The 26624-nt window shown below is 73.1% G+C and carries 24 protein-coding genes and 1 tRNA gene; 11 read left to right on the top strand and 14 right to left on the bottom strand.

The annotated features are described in order from the left end of the window. Nucleotides 1-137 precede the first annotated feature (137 nt). From RB150_01835 to RB150_01865, 7 genes are all read left to right on the top strand, one after another. Nucleotides 138-1385, top strand: a complete 1248-nt coding sequence (locus RB150_01835; protein ID MDQ7819280.1) for an MFS transporter — start codon at nt 138-140, stop codon at nt 1383-1385. Nucleotides 1386-1391: 6 nt separating this feature from the next. Continuing rightward, on the top strand, nt 1392-4739 hold the full coding sequence (gene mfd, locus RB150_01840; GenBank protein ID MDQ7819281.1) for a transcription-repair coupling factor: 3348 nt from the start codon (nt 1392-1394) through the stop codon (nt 4737-4739). Between the two features lie 55 nt (nt 4740-4794). Then, the gene (locus RB150_01845) at nt 4795-5751 is read left to right on the top strand and encodes a peptidylprolyl isomerase (protein ID MDQ7819282.1); all 957 of its coding nucleotides are present in this window, start codon (nt 4795-4797) and stop codon (nt 5749-5751) included. A gap of 13 nt (nt 5752-5764) precedes the next feature. Continuing rightward, entirely contained in the window at nt 5765-6058 is a 294-nt protein-coding gene (locus tag RB150_01850) for a S4 domain-containing protein (GenBank protein MDQ7819283.1), read from the top strand. Between the two features lie 94 nt (nt 6059-6152). Further along, nucleotides 6153-7454 (top strand): phosphopyruvate hydratase, encoded by a 1302-nt coding sequence (gene eno / locus RB150_01855; GenBank protein MDQ7819284.1) that lies wholly within the window; start codon nt 6153-6155, stop codon nt 7452-7454. A 179-nt stretch (nt 7455-7633) separates the two neighbouring features. Beyond that, on the top strand, nt 7634-8029 hold the full coding sequence (locus RB150_01860) for a septum formation initiator family protein (GenBank protein MDQ7819285.1): 396 nt from the start codon (nt 7634-7636) through the stop codon (nt 8027-8029). Between the two features lie 162 nt (nt 8030-8191). Next, a complete protein-coding gene (locus RB150_01865) occupies nt 8192-8569 on the top strand; it encodes a S1 RNA-binding domain-containing protein (GenBank protein ID MDQ7819286.1) in 378 nt (125 codons plus the stop codon). 83 nt (nt 8570-8652) lie between these two features. Here RB150_01865 and RB150_01870 read toward each other — a convergent pair whose 3' ends face one another. The 5 genes from RB150_01870 to RB150_01890 all read right to left on the bottom strand — a co-directional run bounded on the left by RB150_01870 (nt 8653) and on the right by RB150_01890 (nt 13859). Next, the gene (locus RB150_01870; GenBank protein MDQ7819287.1) at nt 8653-8994 is read right to left on the bottom strand and encodes a hypothetical protein; all 342 of its coding nucleotides are present in this window, start codon (nt 8992-8994) and stop codon (nt 8653-8655) included. A 19-nt stretch (nt 8995-9013) separates the two neighbouring features. Further along, nucleotides 9014-10918, bottom strand: a complete 1905-nt coding sequence (locus tag RB150_01875; GenBank protein MDQ7819288.1) for an ABC transporter ATP-binding protein — start codon at nt 10916-10918, stop codon at nt 9014-9016. Beyond that, nucleotides 10915-12660, bottom strand: coding sequence for an ABC transporter ATP-binding protein (locus RB150_01880; protein MDQ7819289.1), 1746 nt, complete (start codon nt 12658-12660; stop codon nt 10915-10917). Before RB150_01880 ends, RB150_01875 begins: the two co-directional genes overlap by 4 nt. Nucleotides 12661-12765: 105 nt before the next feature. Continuing rightward, nucleotides 12766-13566 (bottom strand): prenyltransferase/squalene oxidase repeat-containing protein, encoded by an 801-nt coding sequence (locus tag RB150_01885; GenBank protein MDQ7819290.1) that lies wholly within the window; start codon nt 13564-13566, stop codon nt 12766-12768. Nucleotides 13567-13577: 11 nt separating this feature from the next. Continuing rightward, entirely contained in the window at nt 13578-13859 is a 282-nt protein-coding gene (locus RB150_01890) for a hypothetical protein (GenBank protein MDQ7819291.1), read from the bottom strand. Between the two features lie 119 nt (nt 13860-13978). Between RB150_01890 and RB150_01895 the strand changes: the two genes are divergently transcribed. Further along, nucleotides 13979-14056, top strand: a tRNA-Glu gene (locus RB150_01895). Nucleotides 14057-14182: 126 nt separating this feature from the next. Here the strand turns inward: RB150_01895 and RB150_01900 are convergent. From RB150_01900 to RB150_01930, 7 genes are all read right to left on the bottom strand, one after another. Further along, complete coding sequence (locus RB150_01900) at nt 14183-16219, bottom strand: APC family permease (GenBank protein MDQ7819292.1); 2037 nt, start codon at nt 16217-16219, stop codon at nt 14183-14185. A gap of 60 nt (nt 16220-16279) precedes the next feature. After that, nucleotides 16280-18616, bottom strand: a complete 2337-nt coding sequence (locus RB150_01905; GenBank protein ID MDQ7819293.1) for a sodium-translocating pyrophosphatase — start codon at nt 18614-18616, stop codon at nt 16280-16282. A gap of 89 nt (nt 18617-18705) precedes the next feature. Further along, entirely contained in the window at nt 18706-18909 is a 204-nt protein-coding gene (locus tag RB150_01910) for a twin-arginine translocase TatA/TatE family subunit (protein MDQ7819294.1), read from the bottom strand. A gap of 9 nt (nt 18910-18918) precedes the next feature. Then, on the bottom strand, nt 18919-19968 hold the full coding sequence (locus RB150_01915) for a hypothetical protein (protein ID MDQ7819295.1): 1050 nt from the start codon (nt 19966-19968) through the stop codon (nt 18919-18921). 6 nt (nt 19969-19974) lie between these two features. Beyond that, on the bottom strand, nt 19975-20433 hold the full coding sequence (locus RB150_01920) for a zf-HC2 domain-containing protein (GenBank protein MDQ7819296.1): 459 nt from the start codon (nt 20431-20433) through the stop codon (nt 19975-19977). Continuing rightward, nucleotides 20433-21026 carry a sigma-70 family RNA polymerase sigma factor gene (locus RB150_01925; protein MDQ7819297.1) on the bottom strand — a complete coding sequence of 198 codons (594 nt, stop codon included), beginning with the start codon at nt 21024-21026 and terminating at the stop codon, nt 20433-20435. Before RB150_01925 ends, RB150_01920 begins: the two co-directional genes overlap by 1 nt. A 50-nt stretch (nt 21027-21076) precedes the next feature. Beyond that, nucleotides 21077-21445: a hypothetical protein gene (locus tag RB150_01930; protein MDQ7819298.1), complete on the bottom strand. Its 369-nt coding sequence runs from the start codon at nt 21443-21445 to the stop codon at nt 21077-21079. A gap of 134 nt (nt 21446-21579) precedes the next feature. On the opposite strand from RB150_01930, the gene RB150_01935 reads away from it, so the two are divergent. Genes RB150_01935 through RB150_01945 form a run of 3 tightly spaced genes read left to right on the top strand, consistent with a single transcriptional unit; the run spans nt 21580 to nt 24673 of the window. Beyond that, nucleotides 21580-22194 carry a methyltransferase domain-containing protein gene (locus RB150_01935; protein MDQ7819299.1) on the top strand — a complete coding sequence of 205 codons (615 nt, stop codon included), beginning with the start codon at nt 21580-21582 and terminating at the stop codon, nt 22192-22194. Then, nucleotides 22191-23762, top strand: coding sequence for a PIG-L family deacetylase (locus RB150_01940; GenBank protein MDQ7819300.1), 1572 nt, complete (start codon nt 22191-22193; stop codon nt 23760-23762). The genes RB150_01935 and RB150_01940 overlap by 4 nt, the downstream gene beginning before the upstream one ends. Then, nucleotides 23759-24673, top strand: a complete 915-nt coding sequence (locus RB150_01945; GenBank protein ID MDQ7819301.1) for an EamA family transporter — start codon at nt 23759-23761, stop codon at nt 24671-24673. Before RB150_01940 ends, RB150_01945 begins: the two co-directional genes overlap by 4 nt. On the opposite strand, the gene RB150_01950 is transcribed toward RB150_01945, so the two are convergent. Continuing rightward, a complete protein-coding gene (locus RB150_01950) occupies nt 24621-25865 on the bottom strand; it encodes an MFS transporter (protein ID MDQ7819302.1) in 1245 nt (414 codons plus the stop codon). The two genes, RB150_01945 and RB150_01950, sit on opposite strands and share 53 nt — an antisense overlap. Further along, on the bottom strand, nt 25865-26611 hold the full coding sequence (locus RB150_01955; protein MDQ7819303.1) for a glutamine amidotransferase: 747 nt from the start codon (nt 26609-26611) through the stop codon (nt 25865-25867). The genes RB150_01950 and RB150_01955 overlap by 1 nt, the downstream gene beginning before the upstream one ends. Nucleotides 26612-26624: the final 13 nt, after the last annotated feature.

Raw genomic sequence — 26624 nt, forward strand, 5'->3', positions numbered from 1 at the left:
CGCCGCCCGAGACGCTTGCCTCTCCCTCCGGGAGAGGGCCCGGGTGAGGGAACTGATCTCCGATCCCGGATCCCGCAGTGCATTCAGAACCGGTTCCTCTCCCTCGGGGAGAGGGCTCGGGTGAGAGGAGAGACACCGTGGACGCCCGCCCGGCCTCAGGCGGCGGAGGACCGTGGCGGTGGCTGGCCCTGCTCAGCCTCGCCGAGGTCCTCACCATGCTCACCTTCGCCTCCTACTCGGCCGCGCTGCCCGTGCTGCGCCGGCAGTGGCAGATGTCCGCCTCCCAGGCCGGGACCGTGTTCGCCGGCCAGCAGCTGGGCTACGCCGCGGCGGTCCTGGCCCTGTCCACCCTCACCGACGTGGTGGGGGTGCGGGCGATCTACCTGGCCGGTGCCCTGTGGAACGCCGTCGCCTCGGCGCTGTTCGCCGTCGCCGCCGGGGGCTTCGGGTCCGCCCTGGTCCTCCGGGCGCTGGCCGGGGCGGGTCTGGCCGGCACCTATGTGCCGGGCATGCGGCTCGTAGTGGAGGCGTTTCCCGCCGCCCGCCGGGGCGCGGCCATGGGCATCTACATCGCCTGCTTCTCCGTGGGCGCCAGCCTGTCGCTGCTGCTCACCGGCCTCCTGTTGCGCGCGGGCTGGCGCCTGGCGTTCGCCGTCGCCTCCGCCGGGCCGCTGCTGGCAGCGGTGGTGGCCTTCCGGATCGTCCGCGACCCGCCCCGCGCTCCCGCCTCCCTGCGGATGGCGGCCGCCGGAGTGTGGCGCAACGTGCGCGCGCTGCGTCTGATCACGGCGTACGCCGCCCACAACTGGGAGCTGTTCGGCATGCGGGCGTGGCTGCCGGCGTTTCTGACGACCCTGTGGGCCGGCCGGGGTCTGTCCCTGGAGGCGGCCGCCTCGCGCGGGGCAACGTTCGCCTCGCTGGTCCTGCTGGCCGGCGCCGCCAGCAACGCCGCCGGGGGGTGGCTGTCGGACCACCTGGGCCGGCGGCGCACCATCGTCCTGTTCCTCAGCGCCTCGGCGGCCTGCTCGGCGATCATCGGCTGGACACCGCCCCTGGGCGCCGCCGCGGTCCTGGCCCTGGCGGTGATCTACGGCCTGCTGGTCACCGCCGAGTCGTCCACCCTGTCCACGGCGGTGGCCGAATCCGCCGCGCCCCACAGCCTGGGTGCCACCCTGGCGGCCCAGTCGGCGGTGGGGTTTGTGGCCACCGCCATCTCCCCCGCCCTCGTCGGGGTGATCCTGGATGCCACCGGCGGCGGGTGGGGGTGGGCCTTCCTGTCGCTGGGGCTGGCGGCCCTGGTCGGGGTGGGGGCGGTGGCGGTGGACGCGGGCGCGCGCCCGCCACATCCCGATCCTGGCTCCCGCGCACCGGGTCCGATACAATGAATTGTTGTGGCCACGTCTCGGGGTGTCGTACACCCGGGGCGAAGCGCGATCGGGACGCTGTCGGGGCTGCTGCCCCTGCTGCGGAACCTGCCCGAGTACGCCCGCGCCCTCGCCGCCCTGCGGGACGGCCGCCATCCGCTGGTGGTCGGCCCTGCCCGCGCGGAGAAGGCATATCTTCTGGCCGCGCTGGCGGAGGACCTGACCCTCGCCCGAGGTCACGTCCTGGTGATCTGCCCGTCCCAGGACGCCGCCGACCGCCTGCACGACGACCTGCTCACCTTCCGCTCCGACCTGGAGGGCCGCGTCGTGTTCTTCCCCCAGCCGGACCTCCTGCGGCCCGAGGAGCCGCCGTCCCCGCAGGTGGCCGGCGAGCGCCTGGCGGTGATGCTGCGCCTGGGCCAGGGCGACCCCGCCTGGGTCCTGGCCCCGGTGGGTGCTCTGCTGCGGCCGGTGCCCTCGGCCGCCGAGCTGCGCGCCTCGGCCCGGATCCTGGCGGCGGGCCAGCGGACCGACCGGGATGCGCTGGTGGAATACCTGCATGCCTCCGGCTACACGCGGGTGGAGCTGGTCGAGTCCAAAGGGCAGTTCGCCGTCCGCGGCGGGATCGTGGACCTCTTCCCCCCGCACCTGGACCGCCCGGTGCGGGCCGAGTGGCTGGGCGACGACATCGAGTCCCTGCGGGTGTTCGACCCCTCGACCCAGCGCAGCACCGGCACCGTGGCCGAGGTGGTGGTCCCGCCGGCGGATGACCGCCCCGGCACAGCCACCCTCCTGGACTACCTGCCCGGGGGCTCCCTCCTGGTCTACGACGAGCCCGACGAGCTGCGCCGCCAGTGCCGCGCCCTGCGGGAGCACGCCGGCGACGGGGGGCTGCTGGACTGGGACGCCCTGGAGTCCGGCGGGCAGACTCTGCGCCGCCTGAGCCTCTCCACCCTGCACCCGTCCTTCCGGGCCGACATGGAGGTCACTCTGCCCTGCGCCGGCGTGGAGACCTTCGCCGGACAGATGCGCCTGCTCAGCCGCCGCCTGCAGGAGTGGCAGGCGGCGGGCCGGCGGATCGTGGTGGTCACCACCCAGAGTCACCGGATTCGGGAAATTCTCTCCGACCACGGCGTGCCGGGAGTGGCGCCGGCCGGCCCCGGGGAGGTGCCGGCGCCGGGGCAGGTGGCGGTGGCCGACGGCCCGCTGTCGGGCGGATTCCAGATGGACCCTCTGGACCTGGTGGTGGTCACCGACAGCGAGATCGTGGGCTGGCGGCGCCGGCGGCGGCGGATGCGCTTCCGGGAGGGCGTCCGCCTGTACTCGTGGACGGATCTCTCCCCGGGCGACCTGGTGGTGCACGTGCACCACGGTATCGGCATCTACCGGGGAATGGTCCGCCTGCTGATGGGCGGCGCCGAGAGGGACTACCTGGAGCTGGAGTATGCCCAGGGCGACCGGCTGTACGTGCCCACCGACCAGATCGACCTGGTGCAGCGCTACATCGGCGTGGAGGGCCAGCAGCCCCGCATCCACCGCCTGGGGGGCGCCGAGTGGGAGCGGGAGAAGAAGCGCGTGCGGGAGGCCGCCCGGGAGCTGGCCCGGGAGCTGCTGCAGCTGTACGCCCTGCGGGAGACGGCGCAGGGGCACGCCTTCGGCCCCGACACGCCCTGGCAGCAGGAGCTGGAGGCCACCTTCGAGTTCGAGGAAACCCCCGACCAGTGGCTGGCCATCCAGGATGTCAAGAGGGACATGGAGTCCCCCCGTCCCATGGACCGCCTCATCGCCGGGGACGTGGGCTATGGCAAGACCGAGGTGGCCCTGCGGGCCGCGTTCAAGGCCGTCATGGACGGCCGGCAGGTGGCCGTGCTGGTGCCCACCACGGTCCTGGCTCAGCAGCACTACACCGTCTTCCTCAAGCGTCTGGCCCCCTACCCGGTGACGGTGGAGGTCCTCAGCCGCTTCCGCAGCCGCGCCGAGCAGCGCAAGGTCCTGGAGGGGCTGGCGGCGGGGACCGTGGACATCGTCATCGGCACCCACCGGCTGCTGCAGCCCGACGTGCGCTTCCGCAACCTGGGCCTGGTGATCATCGACGAGGAGCAGCGGTTCGGCGTCCGCCACAAGGAGCACCTGAAGAAACTGCGGGCCACCGTGGACGTGCTCGCCCTCACCGCCACGCCCATCCCCCGCACCCTGCACATGTCCCTGGTGGGACTGCGGGACATGTCGGTGATGGAGACGCCGCCCGAGGCCCGGCTGCCCATCCACACCGAGGTCCGCCCCTACGACGACGCCCTGGTGCGCGCCGCCATCCTGCGCGAGCTGGACCGGGGCGGGCAGGTGTACGTGGTCCACAACCGGGTGGAGACCATCGAGCGGGCGGCGCGGCGCATCCGGGCCCTGGTGCCCGAGGCCAGAGTGGCGGTGGCCCACGGGCAGATGCCCGAAGACCGGCTGGAGCAGGTGATGCTGGACTTTCTGGGCGGGCGGTTCGACGTCCTGGTCTGCACCACCATCGTGGAAATCGGCCTGGACATCCCCCGGGTCAACACCATCCTCATCGAGGATGCGCACCTGATGGGCCTGTCCCAGCTGTACCAGCTGCGGGGGCGGGTGGGGCGGTCGGACCGGCAGGCCTACTGCTACCTGCTGTACCCGCGGGGGGCGGCGCTGACCGAGGAGGCCCGCCAGCGTCTGGAAGCCATGCGGGAGTTCGTCGAGCTGGGCTCGGGCTTCAAGCTGGCCCTGCGGGATCTGGAGATCCGGGGCGCCGGCAACCTGCTGGGCCCCGAGCAGCATGGACACCTGGCGGCGGTGGGCTTTGAGCTGTACACCCGCCTGCTGGACGAGGCCGTGCGGGAACTGCGCGGGCAGGCGGTGGAGGAGGCCCCCGCCCCCACCATCGACCTGGGCCTGGACGCCTACCTGCCGCAGGACTACATCCCCGACGAGGGCCAGCGCATGGCCATGTACCGGAAGATGGCCGCGGCCCGCACCCCGGAGGAGGCCGACGGCGTGGCCGACGAGATCGTCGACCGCTACGGGCCGCCCCCGCCGCCGGCGGCGGCGTTGCTGGACCTGCTGCGGCTGCGGGAACTGGCGCGGGACGCCGGGATGGCGTCCATCACCCGCGAGCACGACCGCATCCTGATCCGCCCCGCGGCCGGGTGGACCCTGTCTCCGGAGGAAGAGGCCCGCCTCGTCGGCCGGTTCCGGGGACGGCTGACGGTGTCCGGCCCCGTCCTGCGCCTGCAGGCGCCGGGGCCCGCCCAGGCCGCCGACGTGGAAGCGGTGCGCCAGGTCCTGGACGCCCTGCGGGGGCTCACGCGCCGCCGCGAGCCCGCCGGGGTTGCGGCCTCCGGACCCGGAGGGTAGCATGAAACGGCGGCCTCGCACGCCGTGGCCGCCGTCGGCAGAAACAGGGGGTGTCATGGGCGGACGCGCGCGCACCGCAGTCCTCATCGCCATCGGGCTCCTGCTGGGCGCCGGCGCGGTGGCCGCCCTCACCGCGGGCATGCGCCGGGGCACGGCGGTGGCGGCCTCGGTGAACGGCGAGGTGATCTACCAGCGGGAGCTGGACGCCGAGGTGGACGCCATCGCCCGCCAGTACGGGATCGACGCCTCCACCCCCGACGGCCGCCGCCAGCGCCGGGAGATCGCCCGGATCGTCCTGGACCAGCTCATCGACCAGCGGCTGATCCTGCAGCAGGCGCGCCTGCACAACGCGCTGCCCACCGAGGCCGACGTGGACGCTCAGGTGGCGGAGATCCGCCGCACCTTCCCCACCGACGCCGACTTCGAGGCGGCGCTGGCCCAGCGCCGCCTCACCCTGGCCGACCTGCGCTCGCGCCTGCGCAGCTCCCTGGCGGTGCGCCGGCTGCTCACCCGCGTGGCCCCGGTGACGGTGAGCGAGGACGAGGTGGTGCGCTACTTCCGGGAGCACCGCGGCGAGTTCGACCGCCCCGAGCAGGTCCGCGTGCGGCACATCCTGCTGGACGATCAGCGGGTCGCCGAGCTGGTGCTGGGCCGCCTGCGGCGAGGCGAGCTCTTCGACGCGCTGGCCCGCCAGTACTCGCGGGACGCCGACAGCCGGGAACGGGGCGGGGACCTGGGGTGGGTGAGCCGGGGTCAGCTGGTCCCCGAATTCGAGCAGGTGGCGTTTTCCCTGCAACCCGGGCAGGTCTCGGGGGTCGTGCGCACCCAGTATGGGTATCACATCATCCAGCTGCTGGAGCGCCGCCCGCCGGTGGCCGCCACGCTGGACCAGGTGCGCGAGCAGGTGCGCCAGCGGCTGCTGGCCAGCAAGCAGGAGGCGGCGTTCCAGCAGTGGCTGCAGACCGTGCGCGCCCAGGCGCGGATCGTCCGGACAGACCGCCCCACCGAATAGGCGGAGGGCCGGCATGCGGCTGGACAAGTTCCTGCAGGCCAGCCGGCTGGTCCGCCGGAGGGCCGTGGCCCGCGACCTGTGCGCGGCCGGACGGGTGCGGCTCAATGGCGTGCCGGCCCGGCCGTCGTCGCCGGTGCGGGAGGGAGACATCATCACCCTCACCCTGGGCGACAGGCGGGTGGTGGCCCGGGTGCGGGCCCTCCCCGACCATCCCGGCCCGGACGCTCCCGTGGAGATCCTCACCCGCCTGCGGGTGAGCGACCTGCCGGACGCCCCCGATGCACAGCGTGAGGCGCTGGAGCGCTGAGGGAAGCGGTGGAGCGTTGAAACGTCGGAACGTTGAAGCGGGGGGAGGCGGATGACCTCCCCTCCCGCACTCCGGACCCCGAGGTCTGACAACCATGGCCGCCATTGCCTCTGTCCGCGCGCGCGAGATCCTGGACTCCCGGGGATATCCCACCGTGGAGGTGGAGGTCCGCCTCAGCGACGGCGCCACCGGACGCGCGGCGGTACCGTCGGGCGCCTCCACCGGAGCCCACGAGGCGCTGGAGCTGCGGGACGGCGACCGCTCCCGGTACGGCGGGCGGGGCGTGCGCCGGGCGGTGGCCCACGTGACCGAGGTGATCGGACCCCGGATCGTGGGGCGGGACGCCGACGACCAGGCCGGGCTGGACCGCCTGCTGGCGGAGCTGGACGGCACGCCCAACAAGTCACGCCTGGGCGCCAACGCGATCCTGGGCGTCTCCCTGGCCGTGGCCCGGGCGGCGGCGGCATCCCGGGGGGTGCCCCTGTACCGGCACCTGGGCGGGGACGACGCTCGCACGCTGCCGGTGCCGCTGATGAACGTCATCAACGGCGGCCTCCACGCCGATAACCCCCTGGACGTGCAGGAGTTCATGATCGTCCCCGGCGGCGCCCCCTCCTTCTCCGAGGCCCTGCGCATGGGGGCCGAGACATTCCACGCCCTGGGGCGCCTGCTGCGCCAGCGGGGTCTGAGCACATCGGTGGGCGACGAGGGAGGGTTCGCCCCCGCCCTGCGCTCCACCGAGGAAGCCCTGGACGCCCTGCTGGCCGCCATCGAGGCCGCCGGCTACCGGCCGGGGGACCACGTGGCCGTGGCGCTGGACGTCGCCGCCACCAACCTGCTGCAGGGCGGCGTCTACGCCTTTCCGGGCGAGGGCGTCCGGCGCGCGCCCGAGGACCTGATCGCATACTACGAGCGACTGTGCGCCTCGTATCCCATCGTCTCGCTGGAGGACGGCCTGGCCGAGGACGCGTGGGAGGACTGGAAGACCCTCACCGCCCGCCTGGGCGGCCGGGTGCAGCTGGTGGGCGACGATCTCTTCGTCACCCACCCGGAGCGGGTCCGGCGCGGGATCTCCCTGGGCGTGGCCACGGCCGTCCTGGTGAAGGTCAATCAGATCGGCACCCTCACCGAGACCCTGGAGACCGTGGCCCTGGCCCGGCAGGCGGGTTACGGCATCATCATCTCCCACCGCTCGGGGGAGACCGAGGACACCACCATCGCCGACCTGGCGGTGGCCACCCGCGCGGGGCAGATCAAGACCGGCGCACCCTCCCGGGGCGAGCGGGTCTGCAAGTACAACCAGCTGCTGCGCATCGAGGAAGACCTCGGCGACCGCGCCCGGTTTGCCGGATGGCAGGCCGTCACCCGGCGGCCGGCCGGGCGCTCCCCCGCCTGATCCGCCGCGCCCGTCGGCAGGAGACCCTCCGGTCCGCAGCCAACTTCCTGGGGGACATCCCGGGCCATCCGGGACCGACGGAGCATCGTCGCGCAGTCCGGCTGTCTGCGCCGGCGCGCCCCGAGGGCGCGCCGGGGCCAGCCGATGCCTTCATCGACGCACCACAAGGAGCATCCGGCGTGAGCCTGGGTTCCGCGGTCTTGCGCGGCCGCAGTCGCCGCCGGCTGGCGGTGGGCGCCGCGGCGGCCGCTGTCGGGGCGGTCGCCGCCGCGGTCTTCGGCTCGGCAACCCTGGAGGTCTACCGGCTGGAACGGGAAGCCGCGCGCCTGCAGCGGCTGCGGACCGACCTGATCCGCCAGAACGCGGCCCTGCGCGAGGAGATCCGCCTGCTGCACACCCCCGCGTACATCGAGAAACTGGCCCGGGAACAGCTGGGGCTGGTCCGGCCCGACGAGGTGGCCCTGCTGATCGTCCCCGCCTCCCCGCCGCCGCCCGCCGCCCCGCCGGCTCCGCCGCCCCGCGACGGGTGGCCCCGGCGCCTGTGGCGGGGGCTGCGGAGTGTGCTGACCCGCTAGAGCCTGAGGGCCCCTGGCGTCGTCCCGACCGGGCTGTCGGCCCCGCGCACGGGGCCCGGACGGGGCGGGCGGCTCGGACCGGAGGCTGATTGACACTCCCGAAGAGGGGGCCGTATAATGCGGCCGCATCATCCCCAGGAAGGAGGCCCGGCGGAGCGGCGCATGAGCGTGGACGTCGGAAGCATCGTAGAAGGCACTGTGGTCAAAATCACCAACTACGGAGCGTTTGTGGAGCTCCCGGACGGCCGCAGCGGCTTGGTGCACATCCGGGAGATCGCCGATACGTACGTCAAGGACGTGCGCGACTACCTCAAGGAGCAGCAGAAGGTCAAGGTCAAGATCCTCGGCGTCAACGAGCGGGGCAAGCTGGACCTTTCGGTCAAGCAGGCCCTGTCCCCCGAAGAGCGCGCGGCCCGGGCCCGGGCCAAGACGTCCTTCGAAGAGAAGCTGAAGGCGTTCCTCAAGGAAAGCGAGGAGCGCCTGCTGGACCTCAAGCGCAACACCGAGGCCAAGCGGGGAGGCGGCAAGAAGCGCCGCTAGGCACGCGGCTGCCGGCGGTCCCGCGTCCTTCCGGAATTCCGCCCCGCCGCGGAACCCCACCGCCCCCGGACAGGCCGGGGCACTCAGACCACGCCCAGCAGCCAGGCGATGTCCTCGAAGGCGCGCCAGACGATGTCGTCCCGCTCCAGCGCCCGGGACCGCTCGTCGATCCCCGTGCGGGAGGCCAGGGCGGCCAGAGCCTCGTCCATCCGCCCCAACCGCACCCGCACCTGCTCCAGCAGGCGGTCGGGAGGAGCGCCTTCCAGCAGCCGGCGGACCTTCTCCAGCGCCTCCCGCTCCACCGCCCGGGCCCGCTGGTCCATCTCCAGGGCGTCCAGCCGGGTGTAGACCACCAGCCCCCGCCGGTCGTCCAGGGCCTGGACCAGCACCGCCCGCACCGCCGCCAGCGCCTGCTGTGCGTCCATCGCACCCCTCCACCCGGTGCTACCCGCCATCGGGACTGCGCCGCGGACCCGGCACCGCCGCCCGCACCTCCTGGTCCCGGTACTGGAGCTGGTAGAGCTTCGTGTAGATGCCGCCCCGGGCCAGCAGCTCCCGGTGCGTGCCCTCCTCCGCGACCCGCCCCTTGTGCAGGACCAGGATCCGGTCCACGTCCTGGATGGTGGACAGCCGGTGGGCGATGATGATGGACGTCCGCCCTACCCGGATCCGGCGCAGGGCGTCCTGGATCATCAGCTCCGTGTCGGTATCCACGCTGCTGGTCGCCTCGTCCAGGATCAGCAGGATGTCGGGGTTGTGGGCGAGGGCGCGGGCGAAGGCGATGAGCTGGCGCTGGCCGGCCGACAGGGTGGCGCCCCGCTCCACCACCGGGGTGGCGTAGCCCTCCGGCAGCCGCTCGATGAACCGGTGGGCGTTCACGAACTCCGCCGCCCGGCGCACCTGCCCGTCGTCGATGCCCGGCGTGCCCAGGCGGATGTTGGACGCGATGGTGCCCGAGAACAGGAACACGTCCTGCAGAACCAGCCCCATGTGCCGGCGCAGGTCCCGCTGGGCGTACCGGCGCACGTCCACGCCGTCCACCAGCACCTGACCGTACTGGGGGTCGTAAAAGCGCAGCAGCAGGTTGATGATGCTGGTCTTGCCGGCCCCGGTGTGCCCCACCACCGCCACGCTCTCGCCGGGGCGGATCCGGAACGACACCCCCCGCAGAACCCACCCCTCGGTCCCGGGCGGCAGCGGGGGCTCCCCGGCGGCGGGCCGCGGGCGCGGGGAGGCGGCCGCGTGCCCCTCGGCGCGCTCGGTGGCCGGGTAGGCGAACCAGACGTTGCGGAACTCCACCTCGCCCCGCACCCGCGGCAGCGGGACAGGATCCGGGGGATCCTGCACGGTGACCGGCTCGTCCAGCACCCGGAAGATCCTCTCGGAGCTGGCCATGGCCGCCTGCAGGATGTTGTACTTCTCCGCCAGATCCTGGATGGGGCGGAAGAAGCGCTCGGTATACTGCATGGCCGCCACCAGCACGCCCAGGGTCACCGCCTGCCGCACCACCTGCCCGCCGCCATACCACAGCAGCAGCGCCGTGGCCACCGCGCCCAGAAACCCCACCGAGGGGAAGAACAGGGCGAACGTCCGGTGGGCCTGGAGGTGGGCCGCCAGATGGTCGCGGTTGAGCCGGTCGAACGTCAGGAAGTTGCGCCGCTCCCGGTTGAACAGCTGCACCACCGCCATGCCGGTGATGTTCTCGTTGAGGTAGGCGTTGATGCGCGCGATCCGCACCCGGATGGCCCGGTAGGACTCCCGGGAGCGGGCCTGGAACCACCCGGTGACGGCCACCAGGGCCGGCACCACGGCCAGGGCCAGCAGGGCCAGCCTCCAGTCCAGCCACACCAGGGCCGCCACCACGCCCACCAGCAGGAAGACGTCGCCGAACACCGTCACCACGCCTGAGGTCACCATCTCGTACAGGGTGTCCACGTCGTTGGTGATGCGGGTCATCAGCCGCCCCACCGGGTGCCGGGCGTAAAACGCCACCGCCAGGCGCTGCATGTGGGCAAACAGCTCCATGCGCAGGTCGTACGTCACCTTCTGGCCCAGGACCTGGGTGAGATAGTTCTGGGCGTAGCGCACGCCCGCGCCCGCGGCCAGGGTGGCCAGGAAGAGGGCGGCCACCCGGGCCACCCCGGCGAAGTCGCCGACCCGGATGTGCCGGTCGATGGCCACCTTGACGAAATACGGCCCGGCCAGGTCGGCGGCCGCCGCCAGCAACAGCAGGGCCACCGAGCCCGCCACCGCGCCCCGGTAGGGACGGACGTAGCGGAGCAGCCGCCGCATCAGGCGCGCGTCGTAGGCCTTGCCCAGGATGTCGTCGTCGGGCGGCAGCACGCTCACACGGGGTCCACCTCGGTCTCCTCCAGCTCCTGCTCCAGCAGCTGCTTGTGGTACAGGTCGGCGTACAGGCCGCCCCGGGCCAGCAGCTGCTCGTGGGTGCCCTGCTCCACGATCCGCCCGCCGTCCAGGACCACGATCTGGTCCGCGTGGCGCACGGTGGAAATCCGATGGGAGATCAGGATGCACGTGCGGGACGCGATCACCTCCCGCAGGGCGGAGAGGATCGCCTCCTCGGTGTGGGTGTCCACGCTGCTGAAGGCGTCGTCCAGGATCAGGATGCGGGGATCGCGGGCCACCGCCCGCGCCAGGGCGACGCGCTGCTTCTGGCCGCCCGACAGGGTGACGCCCCGCTCGCCCACCACCGTGTCGTAGCCGTGGGGGAACTCCGCCACGTCGGCGTCCAGGTGGGCGATCCGGGCCGCCCGCCGCACGATGGTGTCGTCGACGGCGTCCAGGCCGTAGGCGATGTTCTCCCGCAGGGTGTCCGAGAACAGGAAGGGGTCCTGGGTCACCATGCCGATCTGGCGCCGCAGGTCGCCCAGCCGGTACCGGCGCACGTCCACGCCGTCCACCAGGACCTCGCCCCGCGTGGGGTCCAGCAGCCGGGGGATCAGCGCCACCAGGGTGCTCTTGCCCGACCCCGTCGGACCCACCACTGCCAGGGTGGTCCCGGCGGGGATGCGCAGGGAGACATCCTGCAGGGCCGGCACGCCGTCGAAGACCACGCTGACCCGGCGGAACTCGATCTCCCCCCGGGCGGCGGGCAGGGGGCGGGCGTCAGGAGGGTCGGCGATCCGGGGCCGCTGGCGCAGGATCTCCTCCAGGCGGGCCATGGACGCGCGCCCGCGCTGCATCAGGTTGACCACCCACCCCAGGGCCACCATGGGCCAGGACAGCTGGGTCAGGTAGCCCACGAACTGGACGAACTGCCCCAGGGTGATGCGCCCGGCCACCACCGCCTGCCCGCCCTGCCACAGCAGCACCACCGCCGCCAGGCCCAGGAAGAAGCTCATCAGCGGCCACAGGGCCCCCTCGGTCCGGATCACCGCCAGGTTGCGGCGGATGTACTCGCGGTTGAGCTCGGCGAACGCCTCGATCTCGTAGGGTTCCTGGGCAAAGGCCTTGACCACCCGGATGCCGGAGAAGTTCTCCTGGGCGCGGGTGGACAGCCGGCTGAACTGCTCCTGGGCGGCCTCATACTGCCGGTGGATCACGGGACCCAGGACAACGAAGGTCAGGCTCACCAGGGGCAGGATGACCATCAGGTAGAGGGTCAGGCGGATGTCGATGGACAGCATGAAGCCCACCGCGATGGCCGCCAGGACCACCGTGTTGGACACGTGCATGAGCCCCGGGCCGATGAACCGCTGCACCGCCGACAGGTCGCTGACCGCCCGGGTCATGAGGTCGCCGGTGCGGGTGTGCTGGAAGAACCCGGGGTGCAGGCGCTGCAGGTGGGCGAAGAAGTCGTTGCGGATCTCGGCCTCGATGCGCCGGGACGCGCCCAGGATCTGCATCCGCCACAGGTAGCGCAGGATCCACGCCAGCAGGTGCAGCCCCACCAGGGCGGCCGCATACCGCAGCAGGACGGTCCCGCCGGCTCCGGCGGCGATGGCATCCACTCCCAGGCGCAGGACCAGCGGGTCGAGCATCAGCAGGCCCGACGCCAGCGTGCCCACCACAAATCCGGCGACGTACGATCGGGCGTGTCGTCGCAGATAGGACCGCAGCCTGGGGCTCATGGGGTCCGTGAGCCGCGCGGCCTCCCGCCACCAGACGGACGGCGGCGCGCAGCGCGCAGCCTTTTGATTATACGGGCGGCCGCCGGCGGCGGCAAACCGCCGGCGTCATGCGGAGCGGGGCCAGGTGCCGAAGCGCAGCAGGACTCCCAGCGCGTGCAGGGACACATCCACGTCGTGGTCCGGGCCATCGTCACTCGCCCACCCGCCGCCGGGGCGCTGCCAGGCCAGCAGTCGGCGGATCCCGTCGGCCACCAGCCCGTCGGACGCCGGCACCCCCGCCACGTGGAGCACCGCGAGGGCATCGGCCTGGAGGGCGGGAGACCACGCCTCGTCGGGAAGCCGGCGCACCGCGTCCGCCGCGGCTGGCGACACCCCGTCCACCGCCATCAGCACGGCCGCCGCCAGCGCGCCCACCGGCGGGTCGACATTCGCCTGGACGGCTCCGCGCAGGTAGCGGGCGGCCCGCAGGACGGCGTCGTGCCGCGCGCCCACCAGGCGGATCAGCCACATGGCCGCCTGAGCCGTCCCGTACACCCGCGCGCGGGCATCGCCCGGTCGGTGCAGGGGACGGGGGTGAAACGGCAGGACCGCCGGGCTCTCCTCCCAGGCGCCCGCGGGGCGCTGGACCATCAGCAGGTAGGCTGCCGCGCGCTCGGCGGCCGGAGAGCCCAGCAGGCGCAGGTCGTCCATCCACCGCAGCGCCGCCACGGTGGCGGCCAGCGACGACGGGCGACCGGGAAGCAGGCCGTAGGGAAACCCGCCGTCGTCGTTCTGCCGGCCCAGCAGCGCCCGTGCCACCCGTGGTTCGGGCGCCGGCCAGCCCAGCAGGCCGGCCAGGCGGGCCCGCTCCAGTTCGTCTCCGTGGTCGCGGATGTAGGCGATGGCCCTGGACAGGGAGGTCGCCATCCCGGAGCCGCTCAGGATCTGCCCCCAGGCCGCGTCGCGGCCTGGGGGAACTTCGCCAGGTAGTTCCTGGCCGCCTCGAACCGCCGGACCAGCCGGTCCAGCCAGTCGTCGGCGACCAGATCGGCCTCGGGCATGAACAGCAGTGCGCCGGCCCCGCCGAGCCGCAGCCCGAACTCCACGCCGGGATACGGCTCCCTGACGTAGCGGACCGCGCCCCGGTCCAGCTCCAGGCGGGGATCCACCCGCGCGATGGCCGCAGCGAACCGCTGGATGGCTTCGTCGGCGGTGATCATCCTGCCCCCATTGTACGGCGCGGGCGCTGCGGCAGACAGCGGGATCCGTTGTCGCCACGAACCGCCCACACGACCCGCGCTCCCCCGCTCCCGATCCGTCCGCTATAATGAGGCCGGTCGGCCCCATCGTCTAGCCCGGCCCAGGACGCGGCCCTCTCAAGGCCGAGACAGGGGTTCGAATCCCCTTGGGGCCACCATCTCTCTTGGCGCGACATCCCCGAGGATTCGAACCCCTGGCTCGGAGGGGGTGCGGGGGAGCGCAGCTCCCCCAGGTGGTCAGGGGTGGTTCACAGCGGCCAGCCCCTCCGAGGAGCGCGCCGCCGCTACAACGACCGTACGATCAACACGAAGGCGAACACCGCCACGAGGAGCACGACTGCCATCCCCAGCGCCTGCTGCAGGATCGCCGGCCAGGCATGGGCCACGCCCAGGCTCAGCGCAACCCCCACCACCACCAGCAGGCCCCCCAGAGCCCACAGCGGTCGCGCGGCCTGCGGCGCTGCCGGCGGAGGTGGCCGGTCTGTACCGCCCAGATAGTAGGGGACGCTGGTCACCACCGGCACGCGCTGGCCAGCCCGGCTCCGCCTGAAATACAGGGCCACCTTCAGCAGCAGGGCGTTCTGGCCGTGCAGCAGAAAGTGCCACCACTTTTCGGGGACGAATTCTGGCAGCACGATCGTCAACTGCTGGTCGAACCCCACCTCCCACTCCAGGGTATCCAGATACGTCAGCAGAGGCCCGGTGAGGGACCGGTAGGGGGACGGCAGGACCCGCAGAGGGATTCCCGGAGCCCACCGCGGCCACTTCTCCACCGTCTCCCGGGTGCGCTGAGGATCGATGTCCACCAGGACCGCCGTCACATCGTCGCTGAGGGAGCGGGCATACCGCAGGGCCGGGAGGACTCCCCGGTGGATGCCCCCCACCGGCACCACCACCTTGTGATGGCGGATCGGCTCGGGTAGACGCGCTCCCTCCAGGGTCAGCTGCCGCCGCACATCCTGGTAGTGGTGGTGGACGAGCCGCATCGTCGCGACGCATCCGGGGATGAGCAGGGCCACAATCCACGCGCCGTGGACGAACTTGGTGACCACCACCACCGTCAGGACCAGGCAGGTGACCGACGCGCCCACTCCGTTGATCAGCATGTGCAGCCGCCACCCCGGCTCCCGCCGGGTCCACCACCGTCTGACCATACCGGCCTGGGACAGAGTGAAGGCCAGAAACACACCCACCGCGTACAGGGGGATCAGGGCGTGGGTGCTGGCGTGGAACGCCGCGACCAGCAGGCCGCTGACCAGAGCCAGGAGCACGATCCCGTTGGCAAACACCAGCCGGTCGCCCAGGTTGGCCAGCTGGCGCGGCAGAAACCCGTCCCGGGCGAGGATGGCCGACAGCCGCGGGAAGTCGGCAAAGCTGGTGTTGGCGGCCAGGATCAGGATCAGGCTGGTGGCCGCCTGGACGAGGTAGTACATGCCCCCGGTGCCGAAGACGGAGCGGGCGATCTGGGAGAGCACGGTCTCCTGCGGGTGCGGGGAGATCCCCAGCTGGTGGGCCAGGGTGGTGATGCCCATGAACAGCGCGCCCAGGATCCCGGCCATCCACAGCAGCGTGATCCCGGCGTTGCGGGCCTCGGGCGGATAAAAGGCGGGGATCCCGTTGCTGATGGCCTCCACGCCGGTGAGGGCCGTCGATCCCGAGGCGAACGCCCGGAGGACCAGCCACGCCGACAGAGACGCCGGGCCGGCTGTGGTCTCCGGAGGAGGGGGCGGGGAGTGGCCGAAAGAGCGACCCAGACCCACCACCACCAGCGCCCCCACGGCCCCCACGAACAGATAGGTGGGCACGGCAAACACCGCTGCCGACTCCCGGACCCCCCGGAGGTTGATGGTCGCCACCAGGGCGATGGCCAGCAGGGCCAGCGGAACGCGCTGGCCGTACAGGGCCGGGACGGCGGAGGTGACCGCCGCCACGCCCGAGGAGATGCTCACCGACACGGTCAGCGCATAGTCGATCAGCAGCGCCGCCGCCGCCACCAGGCCCGGCCACAGCCCCAGGTTGTCGTGGGCCACGATGTAGGCCCCGCCTCCGGACGGGTAGGCGTGGATGGTCTGGTAGTACGAAAACGCCACCACCGCCAGAACCGCGGCGATGGCCCCCGCGATGGGCACGCTCAGGGACAGGGCACCCGCGCCGGCCGCGCTGAGGACGATCAGGATCTCCTCGGTGGCGTACGCCGTGCTGGACAGGGCGTCCGACGAAAAGACCGCCAGCCCCTTGACTTTCGAGACGCGCTCGTGGATGAGCTGCGAGGTCGGGAGGGGAGGGCCGATCAGGACGCGGCGGAGCACGCTGCCGATCATCGACCGTCTCTCCGGCAGACGGCGCGGAGAGGGTTTTCCCGCGCGCCGCCCGAGGGGTTCTCAGCGCGCCGGCTGGGCGGCCACCGGACCCGCCGGGACCGGCAGGGCCGCCCGGCGACTGGCCAGCACCGCCGCCCCTACCAGGACCGCCGCGCCGGCGACCACCAGCACCCGCACCGCTGCGGGCAGAGGGCGGGTCACCACCGGGACGATGAGGATCGCCACCAGGTTCATCACCTTGATGAGCGGGTTGAGGGCGGGGCCGGCGGTGTCCTTGAGAGGGTCGCCGACGGTGTCGCCGATCACCGCCGCCCGGTGCACCTCCGTGCCTTTGCCACCCAGGTAGCCGTCTTCGATCTTCTTCTTGGCGTTGTCCCACGCCCCGCCGGTGTTGGCCATGAAGACCGCCAGCAGCTGCGCCGTCAGGATCGCCCCCGCCAGATAGGCCCCCAGGGGCGCCGCCCCCAGGCCGAACCCCACCACAACCGGCGCGCCGATGGCGATCATGCCCGGCCCCAGCAGCTCCCGCTGGGCCGCCCGGGTGACGATGTCCACGCACCGGGAATAGTCGGGGCGGGCGCGCCCCTCCAGCAGCCCGGGGATCTCCCGGAACTGACGGCGGACCTCCTCCACCACCAGGAACGCCGACCGCCCCACAGCCCGGATGAGGAAGGCGGACACCAGGAAGGGCACGGCGCCGCCCGCCAGGAGGCCGACGAAAACCAGAGGCAGATTCACCTGAATCCCCACCCGCTCCAGCAGGACGGCGACCGCCCGGGGTCCGGCGCCGGCCACCTCCCCGGCGGTCACGAACAGCCGCGCCTCGTCCACGAACGACCGGAACAGGGCGATGGCGGCGACGACGGCGGTGGCGATGGCGAATCCCTTGGTGAGGGCCTTGGTCGTGTTGCCCACCTGGTCCAGCCGGGCCACGATGCGGCCGGCCCGCTCCTCCTGCCCCACCCCGGACATCTCGAAGATGCCGTTGGCGTTGTCCACGATGGGACCGAAGGTGTCCATGGCCAGGATGAACCCGGTGGTGGTGAGCAGCCCCAGGCCCGCCAGAGCAATGCCGTAGGCCGCCAGGGCGACCGACCCGCCGAAGATCGTGTACGAGGCCAGCAGGGTCACCGCGATGGCGCCGATGGCCCACACGGTGCTCTCCAATCCCGTGCCCAGGCCGGTCAGCAGGAGGGTGGCCGCCCCGGTTCGGGACGCGTACGCGATCTCGGTCACCGGCCGCCGGTCGGGATGGGTGAAGACCTCGGTCAGCCACCCGATAATCACCGCCAGTACGATCCCCGTCAGGGTGGCCAGGAAGAACCGCAAGTCGGGCGCTCTGGTGGAGGGATCTGTAAGGTACAGCACATTGACCAGGCCGAAGCCCGCCACCGACAGTCCCGCGGCCGCCCAGAACCCCCGGTTGATGGGCCGCATGGGATCGCCCGCGTCCTCGTCCCGGCCGCGAACCAGCCAGGTACCTGCCAGGGAGGCACACACCCCCACCGCCCGCACCAGCAGGGGAAAGATGACCAGCTTGAGGGCGAGGTCCCGCGCCGGGCCGGGGCCGCCCGCCCACGCCACGAACGCCGGATCCAGCAGCGTCGCCGCCCCCAGGATGATGGCCGCCACCAGCGTCACCTCGTAGCTTTCAAACACGTCGGCGGCCATGCCGGCGCAGTCGCCCACGTTGTCGCCCACGTTGTCGGCGATGACGGCGGCGTTGCGGGGGTCGTCCTCGGGGATGCCCACCTCCACCTTCCCCACCAGGTCGGCGCCCACGTCGGCGGCCTTGGTGTAGATGCCGCCCCCCACCCGCATGAAGGCCGCCACCAGGGACCCGCCGAAGCCGAATCCCACCAGCACCCGCATCGCCTCTTCCCGGAACAACAGGAAGATCACCGTGGCGCCCAGCAGGCCCAGCCCGACGGTGAACATCCCCGAGATGGTCCCGGCCTGGAAGGCGACCTGCAGAGCGTCCCGGTAACTGCGCCGCGCCGCCTGGGCGACGCGCACGTTGCCGGCCACCGCCGAGGTCATCCCCACATACCCCGCGCCGTAGGATGCCAGACACCCCAGCAGGAACGCCGCCGCCACGCCGGCCGCCAGCACCGGCCGGTCCGCGTAGATGGGGCGGTACAGCAGGTACAATCCTGCGGTCAGAATCGCCACCACCGGCAGCATGGCCCGCAGCTGTCGGTGCAGGTAGGCGAGGGCACCCTCCTGGATCGCCGACGCCACCCGCACCATCGCCGCCGGACCCGGATCCCGGGCCAGGACGCGCCGGCGCAGCGCCAGGCCGTACGCCAGGGCCACGGCGCTGGTGACCAGGACAGCCCACAGAAGAAGAGACTCCGTTGTCCCGAAGCCGGGAAGGACAATCCGGGATTCGCTCACCGCCGCTCCCTCCGGACCAGACGACCGGCTAGACGCAGGGAATTATAGCAGAGGGCAGGACACCGTGCGGGAGCGGCGGGGATCTGCGGTCAGGGATCGCGCGGGAGGTCGCGAGACGCTGCATCGTTCCCCGCGGGCCGGCGGTCGTCGTCCATTGCGGAGCGGAACTCCCGGACAGCCCGCCCCAGGGCCGCTCCGACCTCGGCCAGCCGGTGGGGACCGAAGACCAGCAGGGCCACGACCAGGATGACGATCAGTTCCGGCCACCCGACGTTGGGCAGCACACGCCTCACCCCCGAGCGTCACAGCTGTCGGACCAGGTCGGACAGCCACGCCAGCAGGTGGTCCCACAGGCGGGGCGCAGCGGCCACCCCCGACCTCCCGGCGGCCGCCACCAGGGAGGACGGCACGACCTCTCCCACCGCGGTCAGCAGACGACCACCATACGCCCAGTGCGCCAGGGTGCGCAGGCCCAGAGACTGCACCCACACCACCCCTCTCCCGGTCCGCACAGGACGGCTGTCCCGGGGCGGCCGGGGGATGCGTCCCGCGCGCTGGTACACCACCAGGGTGGCGACCCCGTCGGAGTACACGGTCTGCAGGACCGGGCCTGACGCGTCGGCCAGGTACGTCCCCACCGGGTGAAATCCCGGAGGCACCGATACCGCCGCCGGAGGTCCTCCCAGCGCCCGCGCGGCATCTCCAGGCGTCACGGCGCGGACGGCCGGCCCCGCAGTCAGGCGCAGGTCGGGAGGAGGACCGGCCCCCGCCCGCCAGCCCCGGGGACGGAGGTCAAACGAGACCAACGCGGTCAGCTCGCCCAGCAGGCCTCCGGCAGCCAGGCGCTCGGAGCGCACGACGACGCCGGTCCCGTCGTCCACGATCATCCGCCGCTCCGGACGGTCGCCGTGAACCGGCCGCAGGCGAATCTCGGTCGCCGACCGGCCGAGCCAGGTCACCGGGCGGGCCTCCACGCGGTAGTTCTCGACAAGCCAGCCGATGTGGCCGCCCTCCACCTCGTCTTCGTCCGCCAGGAGCGGCGCCGCCGTCCGGACGCCCGTGCGCCGGACGGGATCATACCGGACCTGCTCTCCTCTCCGCCGCAGGACGACCCACCCCCGCGACCCTCCCACGGGACGGTACTCCAGACGCGTCCACCCGTCCGGGTCGTACTCGACCCTCACCAGGACCGTGCGAACCGCCCGTCCGGTCCACGTGGCCACCACCTGCTCGCCCGCGTAGGCCACCTGCCGGGGAGCGGCCACCGCGCGCAGCAACGCGGGAGGTACCGAGGACGCCGGGGCCGGGCTCGTCGCGGCCGCCACCAGCAGCAGACCCCACGCCGTCCGCATGGCCGCTCACCGCCCCTCCTCGCCGCGGCGGAACCGGTGGAATTCGTCCGGCAGGGTCCCCAGGTACGCCAGGGTGAGGTCAGCCATGGGGTGGGCGGCGGCAAAGACGGCGTGCTGGTGGACGTACCAGGCGCTGACCGACCGGTCGGCGTCGGGGGCGGGGAGGACCCGTACCTGGAGCAGCAGCCATCCCGCCGCTGCCGCGGCGGCCGCGGCCGCCAGCCACCGGCCGAGCCGGCGAGAGGAGCGGGGTCGGACATCCAGCCTGGCGAGAGTGCGCGGAAGCAACGAGGGAGGGGGGGCGCGATGGGGAACAGCGTGAAGCAGGCTCCTCACCGCCTGGAGATCATCCAGGATCCCCCGGCATTCCGCGCACTCCGCCAGGTGGGCGGCCACCCCCGCCGCGTCCTCAGGCGACAGCGCGCCGTCCAGGTACCCCGAGAGCAGGTCCGAGGGGTGGCCCATCACAGCCCACCTCGCCTGACGGCGTCCACGTAGGGCCGCAGCCACTCCCGCAGCGCCAGCCGGGCCCGGTGCAGCCGCGACCGCACCGTCCCGACCGGACACCGCAGGACGGCGGCGGCCTCTTCGTACGACAGCCCCTCCAGATCCACCAGCACCACCACGGCGCGAAACGGCGGCGGCAGCAGCTGCAGGGCCCGCAGGACCGGACCGTCCAGCAGCCCGTCCGCCGCCGCGGCGGGGTCGTCGGAGGTGCCGGCCCGTTCCGCCGTCAAGTCGTCCAGCGAGAACATCCGCCGGCGCCGGTCGCGGCGCACGCGGTCTATGTACGAGTTGTGGATGATGCGGAATAACCAGCTGTCAAACCGCGTGCCGGGCTGGAAACGCCCAAAGGCGCGCCAGGCCTCCTCGACGGCCTGCTGAAGCAGGTCCTCCGCATCCGGCCGGCGGCCGGTAAGGTGGTACGCGAGCCGGTAGGCGCGGTCCCAGCAGGCAGTCAGCAAGGCCGCGAAGGCCTCTCGGGATGCCTCCGGGCTCGCCGCCACGCGATCGCCGGCGTCCACGGGCGCTGCCAGTTCCCCGGGCACATCCGACATGGCGACCGGGCGCGGACGTGTCTCCCGCGTCCGTCAACCGTCCCGTCCGCTCACCGCACGATGCTGACCGTGGTCGCCTGGTAGGTCGTGGTCTTCCCGCTGCGGACGACCGTCCCGACCACCTCCACGGTCTCCCCGACCTTCAGGTCCTTGGCCGATGCCGCCTGGCCCGCCCGGAGGTACCTCGTCTTCGCCGTCTCGAGGATCCGCAGTCGGGCGTTGACCTTCAGCGTCCCCGCCGTCACCTTCAGGACCTGCACCTGCACCCAGCCCCTCCCCACCTGCAGGACCTTCGCCTGGATGCTGAACGGTGCCGGCGCGGCCGTCGCCGCCTGCGCCGCCGGCGGAATCCCGGCCCACACCGCAGCCGCCGCCAGGATCATGGCCACGGCGCCCAGCATACCACTTGCGCGGATCATGTCTCCTCCCTCCTCTCCTCCCCCTCCACCCCTTACAGCGACGCCGACGGCGCGGCAGTTCCCCCTCCCGCGCCCGTCCACACCTTGTGGGCCCTCCGCCTCCGGGGGAGAGAAGAGTATAATGGGCGTGACCCATGATCGCCGCCGCGGCCACCGACCTGGGCTACCTGCTGCTGGCGCTGGCCGATGTCCCCGCCGTGCACGTCCTGGCCGCCCGGTGGAGCCGGCGTCGTTACGCCCGTCTGGCGGCGGGCTACGATGCGCACATCGCCTGCTGCCCCCACTACGGGATCGCGCTGGACGACGCGTTGTCGGTGGTGGATGTCTCGCCGCGGCGGATTCTGGACGTGAGCACCGGCACGGGATTTGCCGCCTCAGCCCTGGCGCGGCGGTTTCCGGCGGCGTCGGTGGTGGCGTGCGATCAGTCGCTGCCCATGCTGCTCCGCGCCCGGGGGCGCCTGCCCGGACTCGGGCTGGTGTGTGCCGACGCCGGCCGGTTGCCGTTTGCCGACGGCGCGTTCGACCTGGTAGTGCAGCACAACGCGCCCCCGCCCATCGGCGAGCTCGCCCGGGTCGTGGCCGCGGGTGGCCGCCTGGTCGTGGCCTTCTCGTCCGCCGGGACCCTGCCGGACTGGCTGCGGGCCGCCGTGGTGCAGCGCCTGCGGGGCCGTGGGCTGCAGGTCATCAGCCACCGGCGGGTGGGCGACGGGTGGTACGCGCTGGCCGGACGCCCCGGGGTGCGCCGATGAAGGCCTCGGTGGTCATCGCCGCCCTGAACGAGGAACCCACCATCGGCGAGGTCGTCCGGGCGGCCCGGGCGGCGTCGCATGTGGCGGAAGTGATCGTGGTGTCCGACGGGTCCTCCGACGGCACGGCTCAGGCCGCCCGGCGGGCCGGCGCCGACGTGGTGGTGGAGCTTTCCCGGACCGTGGGCAAGGCCGGGGCCGTGCTGGCCGGGGCGGCCCGGGCGCACCACGCGGTCACGGTGCTGCTGGATGCCGATCTGCTCGGCCTGCGCCCGGACCACGTGGATGCCCTGGCCTCCCCCGTGCTGACCGGGGAAGCCGACATGGTCGTCGGGACCCTGGGTGGGGACCGGCTGCAGGCGGTCCTGCCCGGCCTCAGCGGACAGCGGGCTCTTCCGACCTGGGTCCTGCTGGCCCACCCGCACCTCCAGCGGGTGGGCTTCGGACTGGAGCGCTTCCTCAACGGGCTGGCGCGGCGGGGCCGGTGGCAAGTGGCCGACATCGTCCTGGATGGCGTGTCCCACCGGCGCAAGGAAGACAAGTACGGGCTGGTCAGGGGCTACCGGGCGAAGCTGCGGGCGGCGGAGGAGATTGCGCTGCCCTCTCCGGTGGTGCGCCGCGCGGCGACGGCGCGCCGGGTCGGTCCGGCGGTGGCGGTGGTGGTGGTCATGGTGCACGTGCTGTGGGGACTGTTCGCGGGGCCGACGTCGGCGGCCCACCTGGGCCAGGTGCCCTCGCCGCGGCCCACCGACCGCGTCCTGGTGGTGGCCGCCCACAGCGACGACGAGACGCTGGGCGCGGGCGGCTATATGGCCGCCGCCCGGCGGGCCGGTGCCGCCGTGACGGTGGTGATCGTCACCAACGGCGACGGAAACCGGCTGTCGGCGGCGCTCCTGGGCCGGCGGCCGCGCCCGCGGCCCGCCGACTATCTGCGCGAGGGACGCCTCCGGCAGCGGGAGTCGCTGCTGGCCCTCCAGCGCCTGGGGGTGCCCGCCGGCTCCGTGGTCTTCCTGGGCTATCCCGACCGCGGCCTGGACAGGCTCCTCACCGACCACTGGGACCGCGGCCGCCCGTACACCTCGCCGTTCACCCGGGTGTCCGCGTCTCCCTACGGTCACGCCTACCGCCCCGGCTCCCCCTACACCGGCGAAGACCTGGTGGATGTGCTGGCCGAGGTGACCCTCCGGGTGCGGCCCACCGTGGTCATCACCCACGCGCTCGCGGATGAGCATCCGGACCACCAGGCCGTGCACACCTTTGTGACGCTGGCGCTGGACCGTGCGGCCGCCGCGGGCCTGAGCCGACCCCGCCGCTACGGGGTGCTCATCCACGCCCCCGACTTCCCCCGGCCGCTGCGGTACGCGCCGAACCGCCCGCTGCTGCCTCCGCCCCGCCTGCGGGATGCCGTGCGGTGGGCGTCGTACCCGCTGTCCCCGGACCTGCTGGCCGCCAAGCACCTCGCGCTGCAGGCGTATCGGAGCCAGTACGACAGCCCCTACCTGCGGTTGCTGCTCAACGGCTTCCAGCGTCAGAACGAACTGTTCATCGAGGAGCCTCCCCCGGCCCGATGAGCCCGGTCGGTCCGGTCGTTCCGGCCGACCGCCGGGGCCCCGCGCTGGTGGCGGCCGCGGCGGTCCTGTGGGGCAGCCTGGGCATGGCCGGCCGGGTGGCCTTTGCGGCCGGCGTGCAGCCCCTGGAGGCGGCCTTCTACCGGGCGGCGATGGCCTTCGTCGTTCTGCTGGCGCTGACCGCCCGCGCGCATCCGCGGCAGCTGCGGGTGCGGACTTCCGACCTGCCGCTGTTCGCCGTCTTCGGACTGGTCAGCTTTGCCGCCTTCTTCTTCGTGTACCTGTACGCCATCAGGGAAACCTCGGTGGCGACCGCTGCGCTGCTGCTGTACACCGCGCCGGCGTTCGTGGTCCTGCTGTCGGCGGCGGTGTTCGGCGAGCGCCTCACCGCCCGCAGGGCGGCCGCGGTGGCGCTGGCATTCGCGGGATGCGCGCTGGTGGTGAGCGGCGGACACCTGTCCACCCTGCGGGTGCCCGTGCGCGGGGCGCTGGCCGGGCTGGCGGCGGGGCTGACGTATGCCCTCTACAGCATCCTGGGCAAGATCGCCCTCTCCCGGTACCCCCCGATGCCCACCCTCACCTACGGTCTGGGTGTCGGAGCGGTGACGCTGGGGACGGCGGCGGCTGCCGCGGGGCAGATCGGTACCGACCATCCCCCCCAGGCGTGGGCGGCCCTCGCGTACCTCGCGGTGGCGGCGACGGCGGCTCCGCAGCTGCTGTACCTGGCCGGACTGCGCGTGCTCGAACCCGGCCGGGCCAGCCTCATCGCCACCCTGGAGCCGGTGGTCGCCGCCGTGCTGGGAGTCCTTCTCCTGCACGAACCCCTGACTCCGGCCCAGGCGGTGGGGGGGCTGATGGTCCTCAGCGCCGTGTGGGCGTCCCGACCGGTGCGCCCCGCATCCGGCGGAGGGTAGCGCCCAGCCCTGCCGTCCCCGCCGTCAGCAGTGCGGCGCTGGCCAGAAACGGCGCACGGTAGCCGGCGACGTCCCACAGCAGCCCGCCCAGCAGCGGCCCCAGCACCAGCCCCAGACCTTCGGCGGTCTGCGACGCGCCCATCGCCAGCCCCACCCGACCGGGGGGCGCCAGCTGGCTGACCAGCGCGTGGTAGGCGGGCGTGGCGATCGTATACCCTACCCCCAGCAGCGCCGCCGCAGCGGCCAGGACGGGCAGGCGGGTGGAAAGCGGCAGGAGCCACATGCCTGCGGCGCCGATGCCCATGCCCCACAGGACCACGCGGCGCTTGCCCCAGCGGTCCGCCAGGCGCCCGGCGGGCACCGACGCCGCCGCCACCGCCAGGACCACGAGCAGGAACAGCGCGCCGATGGCGTGTTCGGACAGGCCCACCACGCGCCGGGCGTAGATGGCGAGGATGGGGGCCAGCAGCCCGGCGCTGAACATCTGCACGAACGCCGCCCCCAGCATCGCCACCAGCGCCGGCGACAACCGCACCTCGCCCACCACGTCCGCGAGCCGCGGCGGGGGCATCGTGCCATGGTACCCCACCGCCGTCAGCGGCGGCAGACCGTCGCTCCGGCGATCCGTGCCATTCAGGGCGACCAGCGCCAGCACCGCCGCTCCCATCAGCAGGGCGCTGGCCAGGTAGAACCCCCACCGGTACGATCCCGCCAGGCCGGCCACGAACAGCCCCAGCGCCGGGCCGCACGCCAGGCCCGCCAGGAACCCCATGTTCACCGCGCCCATGGCGGTGGCCCGGCGGTCGGGCGGGGTGACGTCGGCGACGATGGCGGTGGCCGCCGGCCACACCGCGGAGGACCCGATGCCGTCCACCACCCGCAGGGGCACAAACCACAGCGGCCGGCGCAGGACCGACATCACCAGGGGCGCCACGCTGCCCAGCAGCAGCCCCGCGACGATCAGCGGCCGCCGGCCCAGGCGGTCGGCCGCCGATCCCCAGGCGGCCTTGAAGACGGTTTCCACCAGCGCAAACGTGGCCACCACCACCCCCACCAGGCGCACGCTGGCTCCCAGGTGCTCGGTCAGGTGCAGGGGCAGCAGGGGGACGACCGTGGCAAAACCCAGCTCGGTCAGGGCGACCACCAGCGTGACCCGCAGGACGGTCCCGCGGATGGTCCGGGAGGAGGTCATCAGGGACGCGTGCCCGTCGCCCGGGCCACCCCGGCAGCGTGTGCCGCGGCCTCCAGATCGTCGGTCAGGGGCGCCAGGGACACATCCCCGTGGCGCACCCGCAGGGCCGCCGCGAGCAGGTGGTCGGCGAACGCCGGATTGCGGGGCAGCAGCGGTCCGTGCAGGTAGGTGCCGTACACGTGCCCGGACACCGCGCCCTCGGTACCGTCCTCGCCGTTGTTGCCGGAACCCACGACCACCCGGCCCAGCGGGGCGGCACCCGGGCCCAGGTACGTGCGGCCCCCGTGGTTCTCAAACCCCACCAGGGCCGCGCCTCCCAGCAGCGGGCACCGGACCACCACGTTGCCGATCAGACGCCTGGCCTGCGGGCCCGGGTGCACGGTCACCACGTCCAGCAGGCCGACGCCGACCAGCTCCTCGCCGGCGGCGGGGCGGTACGAGTGGCCCAGCAGCTGGTACCCCCCGCAGATGGCCAGGACGACGGCCCCCCGCCCGGCGGCCTCCCGCAGCGCGTCGGCCTTGCGCGTGGTCAGGTCGGCGGCGGCCAGGCGCTGCTGGCGGTCCTCGCCCCCGCCGATGAGGTACAGGTCGTGCCGCCCCACCGGCAGCGGGTCGCCGATCCCCACCGCGTCCACGGCGACGACGATCCCCCGCCAGCGCGCCCGGGTGACCAGGACCGTCAGGTTGCCCCGGTCCCCGTAGAGGTTGAGCAGGTCCGGATACAGGTGGCAGATCCGCAGATCCATGCCGGGACCACTA

This window comes from Armatimonadota bacterium (assembly GCA_031081675.1).
GTDB classification, from domain to species: Bacteria; Sysuimicrobiota; Sysuimicrobiia; order Sysuimicrobiales; family Kaftiobacteriaceae; genus Calidihabitans; species Calidihabitans tengchongensis.

What these genes read in the sequence shown, in the direction of transcription:
- RB150_01845 (MDQ7819282.1), top strand. Translation starts at nt 4,795, where the DNA reads ATGGGCGGACGCGCGCGCACCGCAGTCCTCATCGCCATCGGGCTCCTG.
- RB150_01850 (MDQ7819283.1), top strand. Translation starts at nt 5,765, where the DNA reads ATGCGGCTGGACAAGTTCCTGCAGGCCAGCCGGCTGGTCCGCCGGAGG.
- eno (MDQ7819284.1), top strand. Translation starts at nt 6,153, where the DNA reads ATGGCCGCCATTGCCTCTGTCCGCGCGCGCGAGATCCTGGACTCCCGG.
- RB150_01865 (MDQ7819286.1), top strand. Translation starts at nt 8,192, where the DNA reads ATGAGCGTGGACGTCGGAAGCATCGTAGAAGGCACTGTGGTCAAAATC.
- RB150_01870 (MDQ7819287.1), bottom strand. Translation starts at nt 8,994, where the DNA reads ATGGACGCACAGCAGGCGCTGGCGGCGGTGCGGGCGGTGCTGGTCCAG.
- RB150_01880 (MDQ7819289.1), bottom strand. Translation starts at nt 12,660, where the DNA reads ATGAGCCCCAGGCTGCGGTCCTATCTGCGACGACACGCCCGATCGTAC.
- RB150_01885 (MDQ7819290.1), bottom strand. Translation starts at nt 13,566, where the DNA reads ATGGCGACCTCCCTGTCCAGGGCCATCGCCTACATCCGCGACCACGGA.
- RB150_01890 (MDQ7819291.1), bottom strand. Translation starts at nt 13,859, where the DNA reads ATGATCACCGCCGACGAAGCCATCCAGCGGTTCGCTGCGGCCATCGCG.
- RB150_01900 (MDQ7819292.1), bottom strand. Translation starts at nt 16,219, where the DNA reads ATGATCGGCAGCGTGCTCCGCCGCGTCCTGATCGGCCCTCCCCTCCCG.
- RB150_01915 (MDQ7819295.1), bottom strand. Translation starts at nt 19,968, where the DNA reads ATGCGGACGGCGTGGGGTCTGCTGCTGGTGGCGGCCGCGACGAGCCCG.
- RB150_01920 (MDQ7819296.1), bottom strand. Translation starts at nt 20,433, where the DNA reads ATGGGCCACCCCTCGGACCTGCTCTCGGGGTACCTGGACGGCGCGCTG.
- RB150_01925 (MDQ7819297.1), bottom strand. Translation starts at nt 21,026, where the DNA reads ATGTCGGATGTGCCCGGGGAACTGGCAGCGCCCGTGGACGCCGGCGAT.
- RB150_01930 (MDQ7819298.1), bottom strand. Translation starts at nt 21,445, where the DNA reads ATGATCCGCGCAAGTGGTATGCTGGGCGCCGTGGCCATGATCCTGGCG.
- RB150_01935 (MDQ7819299.1), top strand. Translation starts at nt 21,580, where the DNA reads ATGATCGCCGCCGCGGCCACCGACCTGGGCTACCTGCTGCTGGCGCTG.
- RB150_01940 (MDQ7819300.1), top strand. Translation starts at nt 22,191, where the DNA reads ATGAAGGCCTCGGTGGTCATCGCCGCCCTGAACGAGGAACCCACCATC.
- RB150_01945 (MDQ7819301.1), top strand. Translation starts at nt 23,759, where the DNA reads ATGAGCCCGGTCGGTCCGGTCGTTCCGGCCGACCGCCGGGGCCCCGCG.
- RB150_01950 (MDQ7819302.1), bottom strand. Translation starts at nt 25,865, where the DNA reads ATGACCTCCTCCCGGACCATCCGCGGGACCGTCCTGCGGGTCACGCTG.
- RB150_01955 (MDQ7819303.1), bottom strand. Translation starts at nt 26,611, where the DNA reads ATGGATCTGCGGATCTGCCACCTGTATCCGGACCTGCTCAACCTCTAC.